Source organism: Curvibacter sp. GW821-FHT09D12, from assembly GCF_059416245.1.
The window spans coordinates 257106-274118 of sequence record NZ_JBWKOU010000004.1; the positions used below are offsets into that span (position 1 = coordinate 257106).

Below are 17013 nucleotides of genomic sequence, written 5' to 3' on the forward strand. Positions count from 1 at the left end.
GGACCGGGACATGAGCATCGACATTGCTGACCTGCTGGCGAGTGCCCAGGCCCTGGCCCCCGAGTTCGAGGCCTGGCGCCGAGACATCCACCAACACCCCGAACTGGGCTTTGAGGAGCACCGCACCAGCGAGCGCGTGGCCGAAGCCCTGCAGCGCTGGGGTTATCAGGTCACCCGTGGTCTGGGCGGCACCGGGGTGGTGGGCCAACTGCGCCGCGGCAGGGGCACCCGGCGCCTGGGCCTGCGCGCCGACATGGACGCCCTGCCCATCACCGAGACCAGTGGCCTGCCCCACGCCAGCCAGCACGCGGGGGTGATGCACGCCTGCGGGCACGATGGGCACACGGCCATGCTGCTGGCGGCGGCGAAACTGCTGGCCGAGTCAGAGCGATTTGATGGCACGCTGAACCTGATCTTTCAGCCCGCCGAAGAGGGGCTGGGCGGTGCGGTTCGGATGATGCAGGATGGCTTGTTCGAGCAGTTCCCTTGCGATGCCGTGTTTGCCATGCACAACATGCCAGGCTATCCGCAAGGGCATCTGGCCCTGCGCGAAGGCCCGGCCATGGCCTCGTCTGACTATGTCGAGATCACCCTGCATGGCGTGGGGGGGCATGGCGCCATGCCGCACCGTGCCGCCGACCCCGTGGTGGCCGGGGCCAGCCTGGTGATGGCTCTGCAGACGGTGGTGTCGCGCAACGTCGACCCCCTGGGCATGGCGGTGGTCACGGTGGGGGCCTTCCACGCCGGGCAGGCCAACAACGTGATCCCCGAGACCGCCACGCTCAAACTCAGTGTGCGCGCCCTGGACCGCCAGGTGCGAACCCTGCTGCGCGAGCGCATCACCGCGGTGGCCCGGGCGCAGGCCGCGAGCTTTGGCTGTTCGGCCACGGTTGACTACCGCGATGGCTATGCCGTGCTGGTCAACACGGCGGCCGAGACCGCGCTGGCGCGCGAGGTGGCTTTGGAGCTGATCGGGCCGCAGCAGGTCACGCTGCAGGCACCGGCCCTGCCGGGCAGCGAAGACTTTGCTTTCATGCTTGAAAAAGTGCCGGGCAGCTACCTGCTGATCGGCAATGGTGACGGGCAAGATGCAGGCCACCCGTTTGCCGGGCACTGTGCCTGCATGGTGCACAACCCGGGCTATGACTTCAATGACTGCAACCTGGTGCGAGGGGCGGCTTACTGGGCCTTGCTGGCGCAGCGTTTTCTGGCCTGACGCCTGCCACCCCAGGCACACGGCCTGCCCAGCCCGGCGCTCGGGCCGCGACCGCCAGGGCCGGGGGGAGGCTGCGCCCGCTTGGGCGGGGCTTACTTCTGTGACAACACCCAGTTCACCAGCTTCTTGGCGTCGGCCTCGTTGACCTGTGCATTGGGTGGCATCGGCACCGGTCCCCAGACACCTGAGCCGCCTTTGATGACCTTGGCGGCCAGTTTGTCCGGGGCGTCTTTCTGGCCCGCGTACTTGGCCGCCACATCCTTGAAGGCCGGGCCGACCATTTTCTTGTCGACCGAGTGGCAGGCCATGCAGGCCTTGCTGGTGGCCAGGGCCTGGTCGGCCATGGCGGGGGCTGCCGCCAGGGCGGCGGCCAAAATCAATGAAACACGGTACATGTCAGAACTCCTTCTAGGGATGGGTGCAGGGGATGGGGTGGGATGGAGGGGATAGGGGGGGCGCTCAGTGCTTGGCGTTCTTCAGCAGGAAGTCGAGCACCATCTTGCGTTCGTCATCGTTCAGTCCGGCCCGTTGGAACATGCTGGGCGTGATGCCCAGCCATTGCTTTTCGGTGAACTGGCCTGGATCGCGTGGGCCGTGGCAGACCGTGCAGCGTTGGTAGAAGATCTTTTCGGCTGGCGTCAACGAGGCCGTGGCTTTTTCACGCAAGGCAAATGCCCGGTCGGCACCGAAGAACTTCTCGTCAAAGTGGACATCGCTGCGCGTGATCCTAGGCGGCTGAAAGGCCCGGGTGCCGCCGGGGTCAGCATCGGTGCATTTGCGGATCGAGGCGACACAGGTGTTGGCTGTCGTGGCCTGGGTCAGGCCACTGGCCTGGCGGCTGGAGGTCAGGAAGTTGATCAGGCCGTTGTTGCAGCGCCCCTTGCTGTCCAGCTGTGGCCAGGCGCCTTCGTACAGGCTGACCACACCGGGCATGATCTTGTCGGACACCCGGGCGCCGACCACCACGGCACCGCGCTCGTTGTAGAGCTCCACCAGATCGCCATCCTGGATGCCGTGTGCCTTGGCGTCCTCGGGGCTGAGGGTCAGGGGCTCGCGGGTCTGTACCGTGTAGCGCTTGCGCAGCGTTTCGGAGTTGTTCATCTGCGAGTGCAGGCGCCAGTAGGGGTGCGGGCTGACCACATGCACCTGGCCCTTGCGGGCGTTGCCCAGGTACTCGGCAGGGGCTTGCCATTTGGGCATGGGCGGCATGTCGGGAATGTTCATTTTCTCGATCGTGCTGGAGTACATCTCCACCTTGCCGCTGGTGGTGTGCAGCGGATGCTTTTGCGGGTCCTGACGGAAGTCGCCATGACGCACCCACTGATGAGCCGCTGCGGGCACGGGAATGCGAGCGATGCCTTCGGCCCAGAATTGGTCAAACGGCGTGTGTTTGGCCGCACTGCTGGCCTCGTAGGCCGTCTTGACGTAGTCCAGTGCCGTTTTGCCTTCTGTGAAGGCGTATTCGACCCCGCACAGTGCAGACAGGCGGCGGAAGATCTCAAAGTCGTCCAGCGCATCGTGTTGCGGTGCAACCACCTGCTTCATCGCATAGACCTTGTCGATGCTGTAGGTGCCGGCCGAGGAGATGTCGTTGCGTTCCAGGGTGGTGGTGGCCGCCAGCACGATGTCAGCCCAGCGTGCCGAGCCATTCCACCAGGGTTCCTGGCAGATGTAGGTGTCCACGGTCTGGAGGGCCCGGGCCAGTTCGTTCAGGTCTTGCTGGTGCGAGAACAGGTTGTTGCCTGCGTTGTAGATCAGCTTGACCTCGGGGTAGGTGTAGCGACTGCCGTTGTAGGTGAACTCTTTGCCGGGGTTGAGCAGCATGTCGTTGATGCGTGAGGCCGGGCAGATCTTGCGGACCGGATTGCGGCCCTGCGACAGGCCTGTGGGTGCCGTGCCACCCGATTGAGCCATGCCGCCACCGCCGTAGTGCCACGAGAAGCCCACGCCTTGACCCGGCAGGCCGATGTTGCCCAGGATGCAGGCAAAGTTGACGATGGCCCAGTAAGGCATCTCGCCGTGGTGGGCGCGCTGGATGGCCCACGAGCCGCACAACTGGGTGCGCTTGGAGGCCATCAACTCGGCCAGTGCGCGGATCTTGGCGGCCGGGATGCCTGTGATGGCCGCGGCCCATTCGGGCGTCTTGGGGGGCGAGCCATCGGCGTCCTTGCCTTCGAGGTAGGCACGGTAGCGATCGAAGCCGACGGTGTACCGGTCGATGAACGCCTGGTTGTGCTTGTTCTGGCTGATGAGGTGGTAGCCCATGGCCAGGAACAGCGCGGTGTCGGTGTTGGGGATGATGCGCACCCATTCCGAGCCCATCTTCTCGTCGGTGGTGGTGAGTTGCGGGTTGATGGAGACGAAGCGGCAGCCGGCCTGCTTGATGGCATCCCAGCCGGCATACATCTCGTGATCGCAGACGGTGTACTCGATGCGGTTGTTCTTGTCGGGGTCGCAACCGATGAAGACCACCAGTTCGGTGTGATCGCGCAGTTGTTCCCAGGCGGTCTGGGCGGAGTAGACCTCCATGTCGCCGATGACCATCGGCATGATGATCTGCCCTGCACCGGCCGAGTAGTCGCCCGTGGTGATCGACGAGCCGCCCAGCAGGTTGAAAAAGCGCCCCTGCAGCACGTTGGGCCGGAAGATGCCCGCATGGGACCAACCGCCGTAGGAGCTGGAAAAGCAGCCCTCATTGCCGTGCTTTTCGATGGTGTCCAGGATGGCCTTGGCGGTCAGACCCAGTGCGGTGTCCCAGCTCACCTGCACCCATTCGTCGCGCCCGCGCAGCTCAGGTTTGTTGCTGCCCTTGCGCCCGTTCATTTCCCACTCCAGGTAGGACTTGCGCACCATCGGGCCCGCGATGCGGGTCTTGTCGTAGGTCCGATCCAGCACGCCCTCGGTCAGCATGGGGGTGGGGCGCTTGTCGGTCGCCTGGGCCTCCACCTTGATGAGCCGGCCGTTCTGGACCGTGGCGATCAAGGGCCCGTAGTGAGTCGCATGGGTGACTTGTCCAGTGAACGAGGCAAGCCCGTCCAGGGTTGCAGCCTCTGGTGATGTGGCGGCCATGGCCTGCGCCAGCGGTGACAGCCTGGTCCCGGCTCCCAGGGCCCCCAGCAGGCCGACGGCGCTGGCCCCCATCCATTGACGGCGAGTGAAATTCATAAAGTCCCCTATCGCGGTTGTGGTCTTTCTTTCGTTCGTCAGATGCTAAGAACTGCCTTTAAAGCGTCAAGATTTGCCGCTAAAAATTGAAATTACTTACATTGCCTCACGCGATGTGTCGGACCTGTTGCTGCCCAGGCTTGATGAGTGGTCTTGAGGGCGCGGCCTCGCTGCCGGGGCGAGGGCTGGCACCCACAAAATTGCGGCCATGGGGTGGCGCTGGCAACGGCCTGTTGGCCGCTTTGCAAGGCCTTCAGTCCGGGTGCAGGTTTGGTTACCAACTGATACAGTTGAAGACTCTGATATCTGGCCTGTCTGCTGCCCATGTCGCCCTTTCCGCCACGCCCCCCGCATTGGGTGGTTCGCATGAATTACCGCAACCGCGCCGTGTCCTGGCTTGCGGTGATGGTGGTGGTCGCATGGCAGTGGTGGGCAAGCCCCTGGCCCTGGTTCTGGTGGGCTGGTTTGGGCCTGCAGTTTGTGCTGTACCCCCAACTGGCCTATCTGCTGGCCCGCCTGGCCAAGGATCCACTGGCCTTTGAATTGAGAACACTGACCGTCGATTCACTGGCCATCGGCTTTTGGGTGGCCTGGCTGGGGGCGCCTCTGTGGCTGGCCTATGCCCTGTGTGTCTGCGGTGCCATGAACCTGGCGGCCTTCAAGGGCCCCAGGGGCCTGCTGATCTCCGTGTTGCTGCAGGGGGGCGGAGCGGTTTTGGCCGTGCTGGTGCATGGCTTTCACTTTCAGCCTGATCTGGCCCCGGTGCCGACAGCCTTGTGCATGCTGGCCTTGTCGGGTTACCTGCTGGCCTTTGCTCATGGCGCCAATGACCGCACCCGCAAGCTGCATGCGATCCGCCTGCGCCTGACCGACAGCGAGCGGGCGCTCCAGCGTCAATTGGCCGAGAACCAGGTGCTGCAGGTGCGCCTCAGCGAGCAGGCCAACCGGGATTCGCTCACCGGCCTGTTCAATCGGCGCTTTCTGGATGCCACGCTGGGCCGCGAGCTGATCCGCTGCCAACGCGAGGGCCAGCCTCTGGCACTGATCGTGATCGACATCGATCACTTCAAGAAAGTCAATGACAACGCAGGCCACCCCGTGGGCGATGAGGTGTTGCGGCGCGTGGCATTTTTACTGAGCCATGATTCGCGGGCCAGTGACGTGGTGTGTCGCCATGGGGGTGAGGAATTTCTGCTGATGCTGCCCAACATGCCGGTGGCGGCGGCGCTGCAGCGCGCTGAGCACTACCGCGAGAGCCTGGCTTCGTCCCTGTTGCTGATTGAAGGGCAGCGCCTGCGCATCACGCTGTCGGCGGGGGTGGCGTCCTACCCGGAGCATGGGCAATTGCCGGGTGAGCTGCTGGCTGCGGCCGACAAGGCCCTTTACCGGGCCAAGAGTCGGGGGCGCAACCGGGTCGAGCTGGCGCAGCCGCTGCGGTACGACGAGCCCGCGCTGCCCCTGGAGCCAGCTTGAGCCTGCGCGTCGACCGGGGCTGAATCGAGGCTTGCAGCGGCCCCGATCTGATGGGGGGCCGCCTCAGGCCGGGTGCAGCGGGGTGGCCGGGATCTGCTGGCGGATCATCTTCAGTCGCATGTCGAACTCAGGCATCACGCGCTGCTGCAGTGCCTGCAAAGGCCCTTGCCAGCGTGCGCCGTCGGCGCCCGGGGTGTGTTCGATCTGGGCCCAGGCCCAGGCCAGCAGCACCAGGGCCACGGCGCGCAGGTAGTCGTCGGCGCTCAGGCTGGCCAGCATCGGGTCATTGGCGCAGGCCGCGGCCAGCGTGGTGCTCAGGTAACGCATTTCGGCCAGACGGCGCAGCACCTCGGCATCGAAGGGGCGGCTGGCATCCAGGGTGGCGCGCAGTGACAGCAGCAGGGCCCCCAACGCCTCACCGCCGTCAGGCAGCACCTTGCGCTGCAGCAGGTCGATGGCCTGGATCTCGTTGGTGCCCTCATAGATCATGGCCACGCGCGAGTCGCGCACGATCTGCTCGATGCCCCATTCGCGCACGTAGCCGTGGCCGCCGAACACCTGCAGGCATTCGCTGGCGCCGTAAAAGGCCTGGTGCGTCCAGGCCGCTTTCAACACCGGGGTGACCAGGCTGCACCAGCGCTGGGCCTGGGCGCGCTCGTCCGCGTCGGGGTGGTGGCGGGCGATGTCGAGGGCCAGACCGGTGCGGTAGGCCAGCAGGCGGCCGCCGTCGATCCAGGCCCGCTGCACGTCCAGGATGCGGCGCATGGCCGGGTGCTCGATCAGCAGGTCGGCGCTGTCCTTGTCGCCACGCGAGGCGGGGCGGGGCCCGGGCGCGCGCATCTGGCGGCGCTCATGGGCGTAGGCATCGGCCTTCTGCCAGGCGGCGTCCAGCAGGCCGATCCCTTGCAGGGCCACGTGCAGACGCGCCGCATTCATCATCACAAACATGGCGTTCAGGCCGGCGCCGGCTTGGCCCACCAGCCAGCCGGTGGCGTCTTCAAAGCGCATCACGCAGGTGGGGCTGCCGTGCAGGCCCATTTTTTCTTCGATGCGATCACAGTGCGCGCCGTTGCGCGAGCCATCTGGCAAGAACTTCGGCGCCAGGAACAGCGACAGGCCCTTGGGCCCGGCCGGCGCGCCGGGCAGGCGGGCCAGCACCAGGTGCACGATGTTGTCGGTCAGATCGTGCTCGCCGCCCGAGATGAAGATCTTGCTGCCGTTGAGTCGATGTTCGCCGGGCAGGCTGCCGTCTTCGACCGGCTGCGCCTGGGTGCGCACCAGACCCAGATCGCTGCCGGCATGGGGTTCGGTCAGGCACATGGTGGCCAGCCACTCCCCGCTGGCCACCTTGTCGAGGTAGCGCGCCTTGAGTTCGTCCGAGGCGTGGTGCTTGATGCATTCGTAGGCGCCATGCAGCAGGCCCGGTGCCATGGTCCAGCCGTGGTTGGCGGCACTCAGCCATTCATAAAGCACGCCTTCCAGCACCCAGGGCAGGCCCTGGCCACCGTCCTCCGCCGCGCCGGCCAGGGCGGGCCAGCCGGCCTGCCAGAAGGCCTGGTAGGCCTCGCGAAAGCCCGGTGGGGTGGTGACGCGGCCGGCCTCCCAGCGGCAGCCGATCTCGTCGCCGTCACGCGACAAAGGGGCCACAACCTCGCCGACAAACTTGCCGGCTTCGTCCAGCACCTGCGCCATCAAGGCCTGGTCGGCCTCGGTCAGGGCGGACAGTGGCGCCAGTTGCTGCGGCGCCTGCAGCACGTTGAACAGCAAGAAGGCGTTGTCGGCGGGGCGGGGCTGGTAAGAGGAAGACATGGTGCGGAGAAAGTGGGTGGGCTAAGACAACAAGGGGCCCCGCGGGGCCCCATGGCGGGATCAGGAGGTCACGCGATCACGATTCGGCGCTGAAGCCGATGCGCTTGACCAGGGGGCCCCAGCGCTCGAACTCGTGCTTTTGCGAACGGCCCATCTCCTCGGCGGTCGAGCCTTGGGCGATCAGGCCGACCAGCGCCAGGCTGTCGATCACGATCTTCTCCTTGAGGGCAGCGTTGATCGCGGCGTTGGCGGCAGCAACCACCGGCGCAGGGGTCTTGGCCGGGGCGTAGAAGCCGAACCATTCTTCGGTGGTCAGGTCGGCAAAGCCCTGCTCAGCGAAGGTGGCCACGTCGGGCAGGAAGGGCGAGCGCTTTTCGCCCGAGGTGGCCAGGATGCGCAGCTTGCCGGCCTTGGCATTGGCGATGAAGTCGCCGCTGGGGGTCAGCATGGCGGCAATCTGCCCGCCCACCAGGTCGGTCACGCCGGGGATGGAGCCGCGGTAGGGCACGTGGCGCATCTCGACGCCGCTGTTCAGGCCCAGCAGGGCGCCCAGAAAGTGCGGCGTGGAGCCGGCGCCCGGCGAGCCATAGCTGGCATCCTTGGGGTTGGCCTTGGCCCAGGCCAGGAAGTCCTTGAGTGTCTTCACGCTGGCCGGCACCAGCGGGCCCACGGCCAGGCCATGGTGCATCACGGCGCCGATCGAGACAGGCACGAAGTCCTTCATCTCGTAGTTCATCTTGCTGTAGATGTGCGGGTAGATGGCCAGGGCCGAGAAGGGCGACAGGGCCAGCACCGAGCCATCAGCGGGTGCGGGCTTGAGCGATTCCAGGGCGATGCGGCCGCCGGCGCCGGGCTTGTTCTCGACCACCGCGGGGTTCTTGCTGAAGGCCGTGCCAGCCATCTTCTCGCCCACGCGGCGGGCCACGCTGTCGCCCGAACTGCCGGCCGGAAAGCCGTAGAAGATCTTGCACTGGTCGACCAGTTGGGCGAAGGCGTTGGGGGCCAGCAGGCCGCTGCCGCCCAGGGCGCCGAGGGCGCTCAGGGCCTGGATGAATTGACGACGATTGCTCATGATTTGTCTCCGTTATTTTTGAAAAGTTGCTGAATCGATCGATTTCAGCGCGGCGCCATGCGCAAGGCACCATCGAGCCGGATCACCTCACCATTGAGGTGGCCGTTGGTGACGATGTGGCAGGCCAACTGGGCAAATTCTTCGGGCTTGCCCAGGCGCGAGGGGAAGGGGATGGAGGCCGCCAGCGAAGCCTGCACCGGCTCGGGCAACTGCTTCATCAGTGGCGTGGCGAACAGGCCCGGGGCCACGGTGCAGACCCGGATGCCATGCTGCGCCAGATCGCGCGCCATCGGCAGCGTCATGCCCACCAGGCCGCCCTTGGAGGCGCTGTAGGCCTGCTGGCCGACCTGCCCGTCAAAGGCCGCCACTGAGGCGGTGAACATCATCACGCCGCGCTCGCCGTCTTCCAGCGGGGTCAACTTGGCGCATTGGGCGGCAAACAGGCGGCTGATGTTGTAGGCGCCGATCAGGTTCACGGTCACCACGCGGCTGAAGTCTTCCAGCGGCGCGGCGCTGCCATCCTTTTGCACCACGCGCTTGGCGGTCCCGATGCCGGCGATGTTCATCAGGATGCGGGCCGGGCCATGGGCCTCGGTGGCGCGGGCCAGGGCGGCCTGCACGCTGTCGGTGTTGGTGATGTCGCAGACGCAGGCGATGCCGCCGATGTCGGCGGCCACCTTGGCGGCCAGTTCGGCATTCACGTCGAGCACGGCCACGCGTGCGCCCAGGCGGGCCAGTTCGCGGGCGGTGGCTTCGCCCAGACCCGATGCGCCGCCGGTGACGAGCGCGGCTTGTCCTTGGATGTCCATGGTCAGTTTCCTTGAGGTTGGAAGATATGGGGCAGGCTGCCCTCGTGCAGGCCCTGCACCAGGGCATCGCGGTGCTTGAGCACGGCGCGCTGGTTGATCGAGCCCTTGTCGGTCACCTCGCCGCGGTCGATCGAGGGCGGCTCGGTCAGCAGGGCGGCGCGCGCGATGCGGTTGGCGCTGCCGGTGGCGTGGCTGGCCAGCTCATCGACGATCTGCTGGAATTTGGCCAGCACCGGGGCGCTGCTCAACACCTCGGCCCAGGGCGTGTCAGCGGGCAGCCCGCTCAGGGCACGGCAGGCCTGGGTCGGGAACAGCAGGGCGCCCACCTCCTTGAGGTTGATGCCGGTCAGCACGGCGTCCTGCACATAGGGGGCGCCGGCCGCGATGATCTTGGCCCGCAGCGGACCCACGCTCACAAAGGTGCCCGTGGCCAGCTTGAAGTCTTCGGCGATGCGGCCGTCAAAGCGCAGGCCGAGGTGGATGTTGCTGTCATCGATCCACTGCACGGCATCGCCGCTGCAGAAGAAGCCTTCTTCGTCGAAGTGGGCGGCCGTTTCTTGCGGGGCGCGCCAGTAGCCCGGCGTGATGTTGGGGCCGCGGTAGCGCACCTCGACCTTGCCATCGCTGTCCACCAGCTTGAGCTGCAGGCCCGGGGTGGGCACGCCCAGGTCGCCGGACTTGACTTGTGGGTTGGTGATGTAGAGCGCAAACGGCCCCGATTCGGTCATGCCCAGGCCGGTGCCCATGACGATGCGTTCGCCCACCTCGGCTTCCTGCAGCGCGTGCAGATCGTCCCAGATCGGCTGGGCCAGGGCAGCCCCGGCGTAGAAGAACATGCGCACCCGCGACAGCAGGGTCTTGCGCAGCAGATCGTCGGTCTTCATCGCATTGGCGATGGCCTCAAAACCGGTGGGCACGTTGAAGTACACCGTGGGGGCGATCTCACGCAGGTTGCGCAGGGTCTCGCCGATCATGGCTGGCGTGGGCTTGCCGTCGTCGATGTAGAGCGTGCCGCCGTTGTAGATCGTCAGGCCCACGTTGTGGTTGCCGCCGAAGGTGTGGTTCCAGGGCAGCCAGTCGATCAGCACCGGAGGCTGCTCCGGATCACCCAGCACCGGCATGGACTGGCGCATCTGCTGCTGGTTGGCACACCACATGCGGTGGGTGTTGATCACCGCCTTGGGCAGCTTGGTCGAGCCCGAGGTGAACAGGAACTTGGTGATGGTGTCCGGCCCCGTGGCCTGCATGGCCGCGTCCACCGTGTCGGTGGCCTCGGTGGCGATCAGATCGCTCCAGGCCGTGTGGGCCCGGCCCGGCACCTCGCCCGAGACCAGCACCACTTCCACCCGCTCCGGCACCGCCGCGGCGATGGCTTTGGCGAAGCGGCTGCCCTCGGTGGCAAACACCAGGCCGGGCGTGAGCGTGTTGATCACGTGGCGCAGCTTGTCGTAGTCCTGGCTGATGGTGGAGTACGCCGGCGAGGCCGGCGAGTGCGGGATGCCCGCATACACACAGCCCAGCGCCAGCAGCGCGTGCTCCAGGCTGTTTTCGCTGAGGATCACCACCGGGTGTTCGGCGCTCAGGCCCCGGTTGAGCAGGGCCTGGCCGATGCGCCGCGCCGTCTGCAAGGCCTCGGCATAGCTCACACGGCGCCACTCACCGGTGCGGCCCTGGCTGTCGCGTTGGCGCTGGGCCATGAAGGTGCGCTCGGGCTCGGTCTGCGCCCAGTGCAGCAGCCGGTCGGTCATGCGCTCGGCATGCGACGCCAGCGGCTGTTCGGCCTGCAGGTAGCGGGTACCGGGTTGGCCGGTGTGCAACTGAACCCGGGTGACACCGAATTCCAGGGGGCGGTAGCGGGCCGGGGCCGCAGCTTGGTTTGTCTCGCTCATGTTCTTCTGCTCGGTGGTGGTTGTTGGGGCGGCTGGGTTCAGTCCTTGCGCACCTTGTCGGCACGGCCTTCGAGGAAGGCACGCACGCGGTCCTTGGCCTCGGGGGCGCTTTGCGCGATGGCGGCCATCAGGGCTTCGGTGAAGAAGCCCTGGTCGGCTGGCTGCTCGGCAATGCGCGGCAGCGCATGCATCAGGGCGTAGTTGGTCAGCGGGGCGTTCTGGGCCACGCGCAGGGCCAGCTCCAGAGCCTTGTCGAAGGCGGTGCCCTCAGGCACCAGGTACTGGGCCATGCCGATGCGTTCGCCGTCAGCGGCGTTGTAGACGCGGCCGGTCAGCATCATGTCGGTCATGCGGGCCGCACCGATCAGGCGCGGGATGCGCACCGCGCCGCCGCCGCCCACAAAAATGCCGCGCGAGCCTTCAGGCAGCGCGTAGAAGGTGGTCTCGTCGGCCACCCGGATGTGGCAGGCGCTGGCCAGTTCCAGCCCACCCCCCACCACGGCGCCATGCAGGGCCGCAATCACCGGCACCGGGCCATGCTGCACACGCTCCAGGGCCGCATGCCACATGCGGGAGTGGTGCACCCCCTGACCGGCATCGCGCTCCTTGAGTTCGCTCAGATCCAGGCCGGCGCAGAAGTGCGGGCCCTGGCCGTCGATCACGGCAGCGCGCACGGTCTCGGGCAGGCCATCGAAGGCATTGCGGATCGCGATGATCAGCCCGTCATTGAGCGCATTGCGCTTGGTCGGACGGGTCAGTCGCAGCACGGCCACTTGCTGTTCGTCGCCATGAAATTCGATTTGAAGGTCGGGATGGGAGGATGTCTGGTTCATGATTGCGTTCCGTTGTTGAATCGATTATGGTTATAAAAAATAACCAATTCAAGCCAACAGAGCCGCTTTGATCTTGGTGAAAACCCTTGTTTCTATCCACCCCAGGAGACCGTCAATGGACTACAAGAACCTGATTGCCATCGATATCCACACCCACGCCGAAGTGAGTTGCTGGAACCCCTTTGACAACTACGGCGAGGAATACGACCGTGCTGCCGACAAGTACTTCGGCAGCAACCGTCGCCCCACCATCGAAGAAACCGTGGCCTACTACCGCGAACGCAAGATCGGTCTGGTGATGTTCACGGTGGACAGTGAATCCAAGCTGGGCCGCAAGCGCGTGCCCAACGAAGAGATCGCCGAGGCGGCCAAGGCCAACAGCGACATGATGATGGCCTTCGGCAGCATCGACCCGCACAAGGGCAAGATGGGCGCGCGTGAGGCCGAGAAGCTGATCACCGAGCACGGCATCAAGGGCTTCAAGTTCCACCCCACGGTGCAGGGCTACCACCCCTACGACAAGATGGCCTGGCCGATCTACGAGGTGATCAACCACTACAAGCTGCCTGCCATCTTCCACACCGGCCACAGCGGCATCGGCAGCGGCATGCGCTGCGGCGGCGGCCTGCGCTTGGAGTACAGCAACCCCATGCACCTGGACGACGTGGCCATCGACTTCCCTGACATGCAGATCGTCATGGCCCACCCCAGCTTCCCCTGGCAGGACGAGGCCCTGTCGGTGGCCACGCACAAGCCCAATGTCTGGATCGACCTGTCGGGCTGGAGCCCCAAGTACTTTCCGAAGCAACTGATCCAATACGCCAACAGCTTGTTGAAGGACCGCATCCTGTTCGGCAGTGACTACCCGCTGATCACGCCCGAGCGCTGGATGAAGGATTTCGAGGTGGCCGGCTTCAAGCCCGAAGTGATGCCCGGCATCCTGAAGGACAACGCGGTGCGCCTGCTGGGTCTGGACCACCAGGGCGCCTGAGCCCGCGGCCAGGGCCAGCCCGAGGGCAGGCCCTTTCTGTCTTGTGGCGGCCGGGGCTCGCTGTTAATGTTGGAGTCTGGCCGCTAAACAGGCCTCCAACAAAACAGGCCCCCAACAGCGCGAAGGAGACCACCATGAGCACCGACTTTGAGCAGATCCACAATTTCTATGAGCGGCTGGTGTTCGAGGAGGTCAGCCACCGCTCCGAGAAATACCCTGATTTCACCCACGACATGCTGGCCGATGTGGCCTGCGTAGCCTTGAACCGTCTGCCGGCACGCTATGTGCGTCACGATGTGGACCTGATGTTCTACCTGACCGAGAAAGAGCGCCACGGTATCGAGCAGGCCATGGAAGACGCCCTCAGTTTCGGTTTCCGTTTCGTGGCCGAGCGCGTCGCCAAACGCCAGGCCGCTTGAGCTGCCGCTTCAGCGAGGCTGGCGATGCAGCCGCCAAGAAAAGGCGGCCGCCACCACCAGCAGCCCACCGGCCAGGCGCAACACGTTGCGCGGGTCGCTGGCCAACAGACTGTCGTAGTAAAGCGGCAGCGTCAGCATTTGCAGGATCATGGGCAACACGATGAACATGTTGAACAGGCCCATGTACACCCCGGCGCGCTCCTTCGGAATGCTCGACGCCAACAGGATGTAGGGGTTGCCCATGATGCTGGCCCAGGCCAGGCCCACGCCCAGCATCGGGATGAACAGCAGGGCCTTCGACTGCAAAGAGGGCAGAACGGCCATGCCCAGACCGGCCAGGGTCAGGCACAGCGCGTGCACCCGGGCCGGGCCGAAGCGCCTGCTCAGTGGCACCAGCGCGAAGGCGGACAAAAAGGCCACAAAATTGTAGAACCCCCCGATCTCACCGTTGAGCAGGCTGGCATCGCGAAAGCCCTCCGACTGGGCGTCGGGGGTGTCAAACACCGAGCGGGCCAGGCACGGCACCACGTAGATCCAGTAGCAAAGCATGCCGTACCACTGGAACAGCTTCATCCACCACAGGCGGCGCATCATCTGGGGCATGTCGCGCACGGCCTCGACGATCTCTGTCAGGGTGGCGCGCCACCCTGAGGGCCTGGCGCGCAGCTCGGCCAGTGCCTCGGGGCTCAGGGGCAGCTCCGGTGTGGACCAGACCGACCAGGCCACGGTGCCGATGGAGAACACTGCCCCGATCACAAAGGCAATCACGGTGATCTGGGGGATGTGGTTGGCACCCAGGGCGTTTTTGTCCAGCCCCCACATCACCAGCAAAGAGGGGGTCAGGTAGGCCAGGGTCTGGGCCAGCCCGGTGTAGGCACTCTGGCTCAGGAATCCCAAGGCATGTTGACCCGGGTTGAGGCGGTCGCTCACGTAGGCCCGGTAGGGCTCCATGGTCACGTTGTTGGCTGCATCCAGAATCCACAGCAGGCTGGCGGCAAACCACAGGCTGGGGCTGAAAGGCATCAGCAGCAGGCCCAGACTGCACAGCACGGCCCCAACCAGGAAGTAAGGCGTGCGCCGCCCCCAGCGGCCGGTGGTTCGATCGCTCAGCGCGCCAATGATGGGCTGTACCAGCAGGCCGGTGATGGGGCCGGCCAGCCAGAGAAACGGCAGGCTGCCCTCATCGGCGCCCAGGTATTTGTAGATCGGGCTCATGTTGGCCTGCTGCAGGCCAAAGCTGTACTGGATGCCGAAGAACCCCAGGTTCATCTGCAGGATCTGCCACAGCGTCAGCCAGGGCTTCTGATGCTTGTCTCGCATTCGTTGGTCTCCTTGGGGGGGCTGTGTCAGGCACCGAGCCAGACGCAGCCATGGCCCTCCAGGTGCACTGAGCTCACAGGGTGGCTTTCATTCAGGCTCAGATTCTGCAGCGCGGGCTTGCTCAGCTCTGACAGCTCGATGCTGCACGGTTCCGGGCTGAAATTGAACAGGCCGACTTCCTGATTGCGTTGCAAGGCCAGCAAGCCTGGGTGCCGGCACGGCAGCACTTGCAGGCGGATCGGGCCGTCCAGGCTCAGGCGTTCACGGCGCAGGCGGTTCAGGCCTTGCAAAAGCGAAAAGACATGTGCGGCCACCGTACCGGGTTGGTGCCGGCGTGCCAGGGCGGCTTCGTCAAGTCGTGGGCGGTGGAGTTCGCGCCCATCAGCGCCTTGGCGTGCTTGCACCTCTGCCTCCGATGTGTTGTCCAGACCCAGTTCGTCGCCCATGTAGATCAGGGGCAGACCGCCCACAAAAAAGCTCAGCGACATCATCAACCCGAGGCGACGCAGGGGCGCCTGCTGGTCGGGGTGGTCGGCGGGCAGATCGGGATGCAAACCCACCAGTGCGGCGGTCATGCCGTTGCTGCCATGCACCGTCCCTGGTGTGTTGGCCTGAAAGCGCGCACCTCGCGCATAGCTGCCCGGGGTCTCGCCAGCCAGGAAGGCGGCAGCCCGGCCCAGACGAGCCACAGGGTCGGCGCCCAGTGCCAGCAGTTCGGGACGCAACACATTCCAGCCGATATCGTCGTGGCAGCGCACGTAGCTCAACCAACTGGCGCCCACGGGCAGTTCGGGCGTATTGCGCAACACCTCCTCGATCAGCTGCGGACTTTCCTCGGTCAGGGCGACCCAACTGGCCGCCATCAGGCTGGAGTGGTAAGCAATGTGGCATTCAGGTCCGGCCACCGGCCCCAGCCCGAAGTAGGGCGGCAGTTCCCGGGTCGGCATGATGGCTTCTGCCTTGAGCAGCACGCCCGGGGCGGCAATGGCGCACAGGCTGCGCAAGGCTTGCACGATCAGGTGCACCTCGGGCTGGTTCATGCAGTTGGTTCCTGCGCGCTTCCACAGAAAGCCGGTCGAGTCGAGTCGGAAGGACTCCACGCCCTGGTTGGCCAGGTTCAGCAGCGCGGCCGCGATGTCGGCAAAGACGGCCGGGTGGGCGTAATTCAGGTCCCACTGGTAGGGGTAGAAGGTGGTCCAGACCCAGGCCTGGCGTTCTGCAATCCAGGTGAAATTGCCGGGTGCGGTGGCCGGAAAGATCTGGACCAGGTGCTGTTCACGGGCCCGGACTTCAGCCTCACTGGGCAGCCAGTGAAAGTACGGCAGATAGCGCGGGTCACCGGCCCGGGCCGCCTTGGCCCAGGGGTGCTCGTGCGACACATGGTTCAGCACAAAGTCGCTGCACAGGCTGATGTCCGATTGGCGCAGTGCCTGGCACAGCGAGCGCAGGTCGGCCAGGGTGCCCAGGGAGGGTTCCACCTCATCAAAGCTGGCGACCGCAAAACCGCCGTCATTGGGGGCGGTGCCGGCTTTCAAGAAGGGGAGCAGGTGCAGGTAATTCACGCCCAGTTCACGCAGGTAATCGATGCGCTGCTGTACCCCTGCCAGGGTGCCAGCCAATTTGTCGACATAGGTGCAATAGCCGCTCAGGCCTCTTTGATGCCAGGCGGGGTCAGCCTCGCGGTGCAGGTCCAGTTGCCAAAGGTCGGCGTCGCGCTGCTCGGCGGATGCGAGGGCGTTCAGTAGGACGGTATTGAAAAACGATTCGAAGCAGGGTGTCTGGCCATACAGCGGGTCCAGGCACCGCCGAAGCCGGGGGAGTTCGCGCTCCAGCCGCTCGCGCAACAGCGTGGCCCGCGCCGGTGGGATGGACTGCAGAAAGTCCGACACGCTGGGCGACACAGACTCGCTGGCTTGGAGAGGGTGGCTGGCTCCGACGAAATTCATAGGGTGCAATCAGGGAAAAGAGCGCCGCACGGACACGGCTGGCCGGGGGTCGACCGTGCCGCACGGGCTTC

At 65.6% G+C, this 17013-nt stretch carries 13 protein-coding genes; 4 read left to right on the forward strand and 9 right to left on the reverse strand.

All coding sequences use genetic code 11. The annotated features are described in order from the left end of the window. Positions 1-10 precede the first annotated feature (10 nt). A complete protein-coding gene (locus tag AC07PT_RS08365; protein WP_494656398.1) occupies positions 11-1216 on the forward strand; it encodes a M20 aminoacylase family protein in 1206 nt (401 codons plus the stop codon). Positions 1217-1308: 92 nt separating this feature from the next. On the opposite strand, the gene AC07PT_RS08370 is transcribed toward AC07PT_RS08365, so the two are convergent. Further along, positions 1309-1611, reverse strand: a complete 303-nt coding sequence (locus AC07PT_RS08370) for a c-type cytochrome (protein ID WP_492346884.1) — start codon at positions 1609-1611, stop codon at positions 1309-1311. 64 nt (positions 1612-1675) lie between these two features. After that, positions 1676-4381, reverse strand: coding sequence for a molybdopterin-dependent oxidoreductase (locus AC07PT_RS08375; protein ID WP_494656399.1), 2706 nt, complete (start codon positions 4379-4381; stop codon positions 1676-1678). A gap of 366 nt (positions 4382-4747) precedes the next feature. On the opposite strand from AC07PT_RS08375, the gene AC07PT_RS08380 reads away from it, so the two are divergent. Then, entirely contained in the window at positions 4748-5854 is a 1107-nt protein-coding gene (locus AC07PT_RS08380; protein ID WP_494656400.1) for a sensor domain-containing diguanylate cyclase, read from the forward strand. A gap of 63 nt (positions 5855-5917) precedes the next feature. Here AC07PT_RS08380 and AC07PT_RS08385 read toward each other — a convergent pair whose 3' ends face one another. From AC07PT_RS08385 to AC07PT_RS08405, 5 genes are all read right to left on the reverse strand, one after another. After that, complete coding sequence (locus tag AC07PT_RS08385) at positions 5918-7663, reverse strand: acyl-CoA dehydrogenase family protein (protein ID WP_492346887.1); 1746 nt, start codon at positions 7661-7663, stop codon at positions 5918-5920. A 76-nt stretch (positions 7664-7739) separates the two neighbouring features. Then, positions 7740-8735 (reverse strand): Bug family tripartite tricarboxylate transporter substrate binding protein, encoded by a 996-nt coding sequence (locus AC07PT_RS08390; RefSeq protein ID WP_492346888.1) that lies wholly within the window; start codon positions 8733-8735, stop codon positions 7740-7742. A 44-nt stretch (positions 8736-8779) separates the two neighbouring features. After that, entirely contained in the window at positions 8780-9544 is a 765-nt protein-coding gene (locus AC07PT_RS08395; protein ID WP_492346889.1) for an SDR family NAD(P)-dependent oxidoreductase, read from the reverse strand. Positions 9545-9546: 2 nt separating this feature from the next. After that, positions 9547-11433, reverse strand: a complete 1887-nt coding sequence (locus tag AC07PT_RS08400; protein ID WP_494656401.1) for a feruloyl-CoA synthase — start codon at positions 11431-11433, stop codon at positions 9547-9549. A 38-nt stretch (positions 11434-11471) separates the two neighbouring features. After that, positions 11472-12266 (reverse strand): crotonase/enoyl-CoA hydratase family protein, encoded by a 795-nt coding sequence (locus AC07PT_RS08405; protein ID WP_492346891.1) that lies wholly within the window; start codon positions 12264-12266, stop codon positions 11472-11474. Positions 12267-12381: 115 nt separating this feature from the next. Here AC07PT_RS08405 and AC07PT_RS08410 point away from each other — a divergent pair, with 115 nt between their 5' ends. Then, on the forward strand, positions 12382-13257 hold the full coding sequence (locus tag AC07PT_RS08410; RefSeq protein ID WP_494656402.1) for an amidohydrolase family protein: 876 nt from the start codon (positions 12382-12384) through the stop codon (positions 13255-13257). A gap of 134 nt (positions 13258-13391) precedes the next feature. Then, positions 13392-13676, forward strand: a complete 285-nt coding sequence (locus AC07PT_RS08415; RefSeq protein ID WP_492346893.1) for a late competence development ComFB family protein — start codon at positions 13392-13394, stop codon at positions 13674-13676. Positions 13677-13685: 9 nt separating this feature from the next. Here the strand turns inward: AC07PT_RS08415 and AC07PT_RS08420 are convergent, their stop codons facing one another. Together AC07PT_RS08420 and AC07PT_RS08425 are read right to left on the reverse strand one after the other, a co-directional pair. After that, complete coding sequence (locus tag AC07PT_RS08420; protein ID WP_492346894.1) at positions 13686-14996, reverse strand: MFS transporter; 1311 nt, start codon at positions 14994-14996, stop codon at positions 13686-13688. A gap of 26 nt (positions 14997-15022) precedes the next feature. Further along, entirely contained in the window at positions 15023-16942 is a 1920-nt protein-coding gene (locus AC07PT_RS08425; RefSeq protein ID WP_494656403.1) for an alpha-amylase family glycosyl hydrolase, read from the reverse strand. Positions 16943-17013 lie beyond the last annotated feature (71 nt).

What these genes read in the sequence shown, in the direction of transcription:
- AC07PT_RS08365 (WP_494656398.1), top strand. Translation starts at nt 11, where the DNA reads ATGAGCATCGACATTGCTGACCTGCTGGCGAGTGCCCAGGCCCTGGCC.
- AC07PT_RS08370 (WP_492346884.1), bottom strand. Translation starts at nt 1,611, where the DNA reads ATGTACCGTGTTTCATTGATTTTGGCCGCCGCCCTGGCGGCAGCCCCC.
- AC07PT_RS08375 (WP_494656399.1), bottom strand. Translation starts at nt 4,381, where the DNA reads ATGAATTTCACTCGCCGTCAATGGATGGGGGCCAGCGCCGTCGGCCTG.
- AC07PT_RS08380 (WP_494656400.1), top strand. Translation starts at nt 4,748, where the DNA reads ATGAATTACCGCAACCGCGCCGTGTCCTGGCTTGCGGTGATGGTGGTG.
- AC07PT_RS08385 (WP_492346887.1), bottom strand. Translation starts at nt 7,663, where the DNA reads ATGTCTTCCTCTTACCAGCCCCGCCCCGCCGACAACGCCTTCTTGCTG.
- AC07PT_RS08390 (WP_492346888.1), bottom strand. Translation starts at nt 8,735, where the DNA reads ATGAGCAATCGTCGTCAATTCATCCAGGCCCTGAGCGCCCTCGGCGCC.
- AC07PT_RS08395 (WP_492346889.1), bottom strand. Translation starts at nt 9,544, where the DNA reads ATGGACATCCAAGGACAAGCCGCGCTCGTCACCGGCGGCGCATCGGGT.
- AC07PT_RS08400 (WP_494656401.1), bottom strand. Translation starts at nt 11,433, where the DNA reads ATGAGCGAGACAAACCAAGCTGCGGCCCCGGCCCGCTACCGCCCCCTG.
- AC07PT_RS08405 (WP_492346891.1), bottom strand. Translation starts at nt 12,266, where the DNA reads ATGAACCAGACATCCTCCCATCCCGACCTTCAAATCGAATTTCATGGC.
- AC07PT_RS08410 (WP_494656402.1), top strand. Translation starts at nt 12,382, where the DNA reads ATGGACTACAAGAACCTGATTGCCATCGATATCCACACCCACGCCGAA.
- AC07PT_RS08415 (WP_492346893.1), top strand. Translation starts at nt 13,392, where the DNA reads ATGAGCACCGACTTTGAGCAGATCCACAATTTCTATGAGCGGCTGGTG.
- AC07PT_RS08420 (WP_492346894.1), bottom strand. Translation starts at nt 14,996, where the DNA reads ATGCGAGACAAGCATCAGAAGCCCTGGCTGACGCTGTGGCAGATCCTG.
- AC07PT_RS08425 (WP_494656403.1), bottom strand. Translation starts at nt 16,942, where the DNA reads ATGAATTTCGTCGGAGCCAGCCACCCTCTCCAAGCCAGCGAGTCTGTG.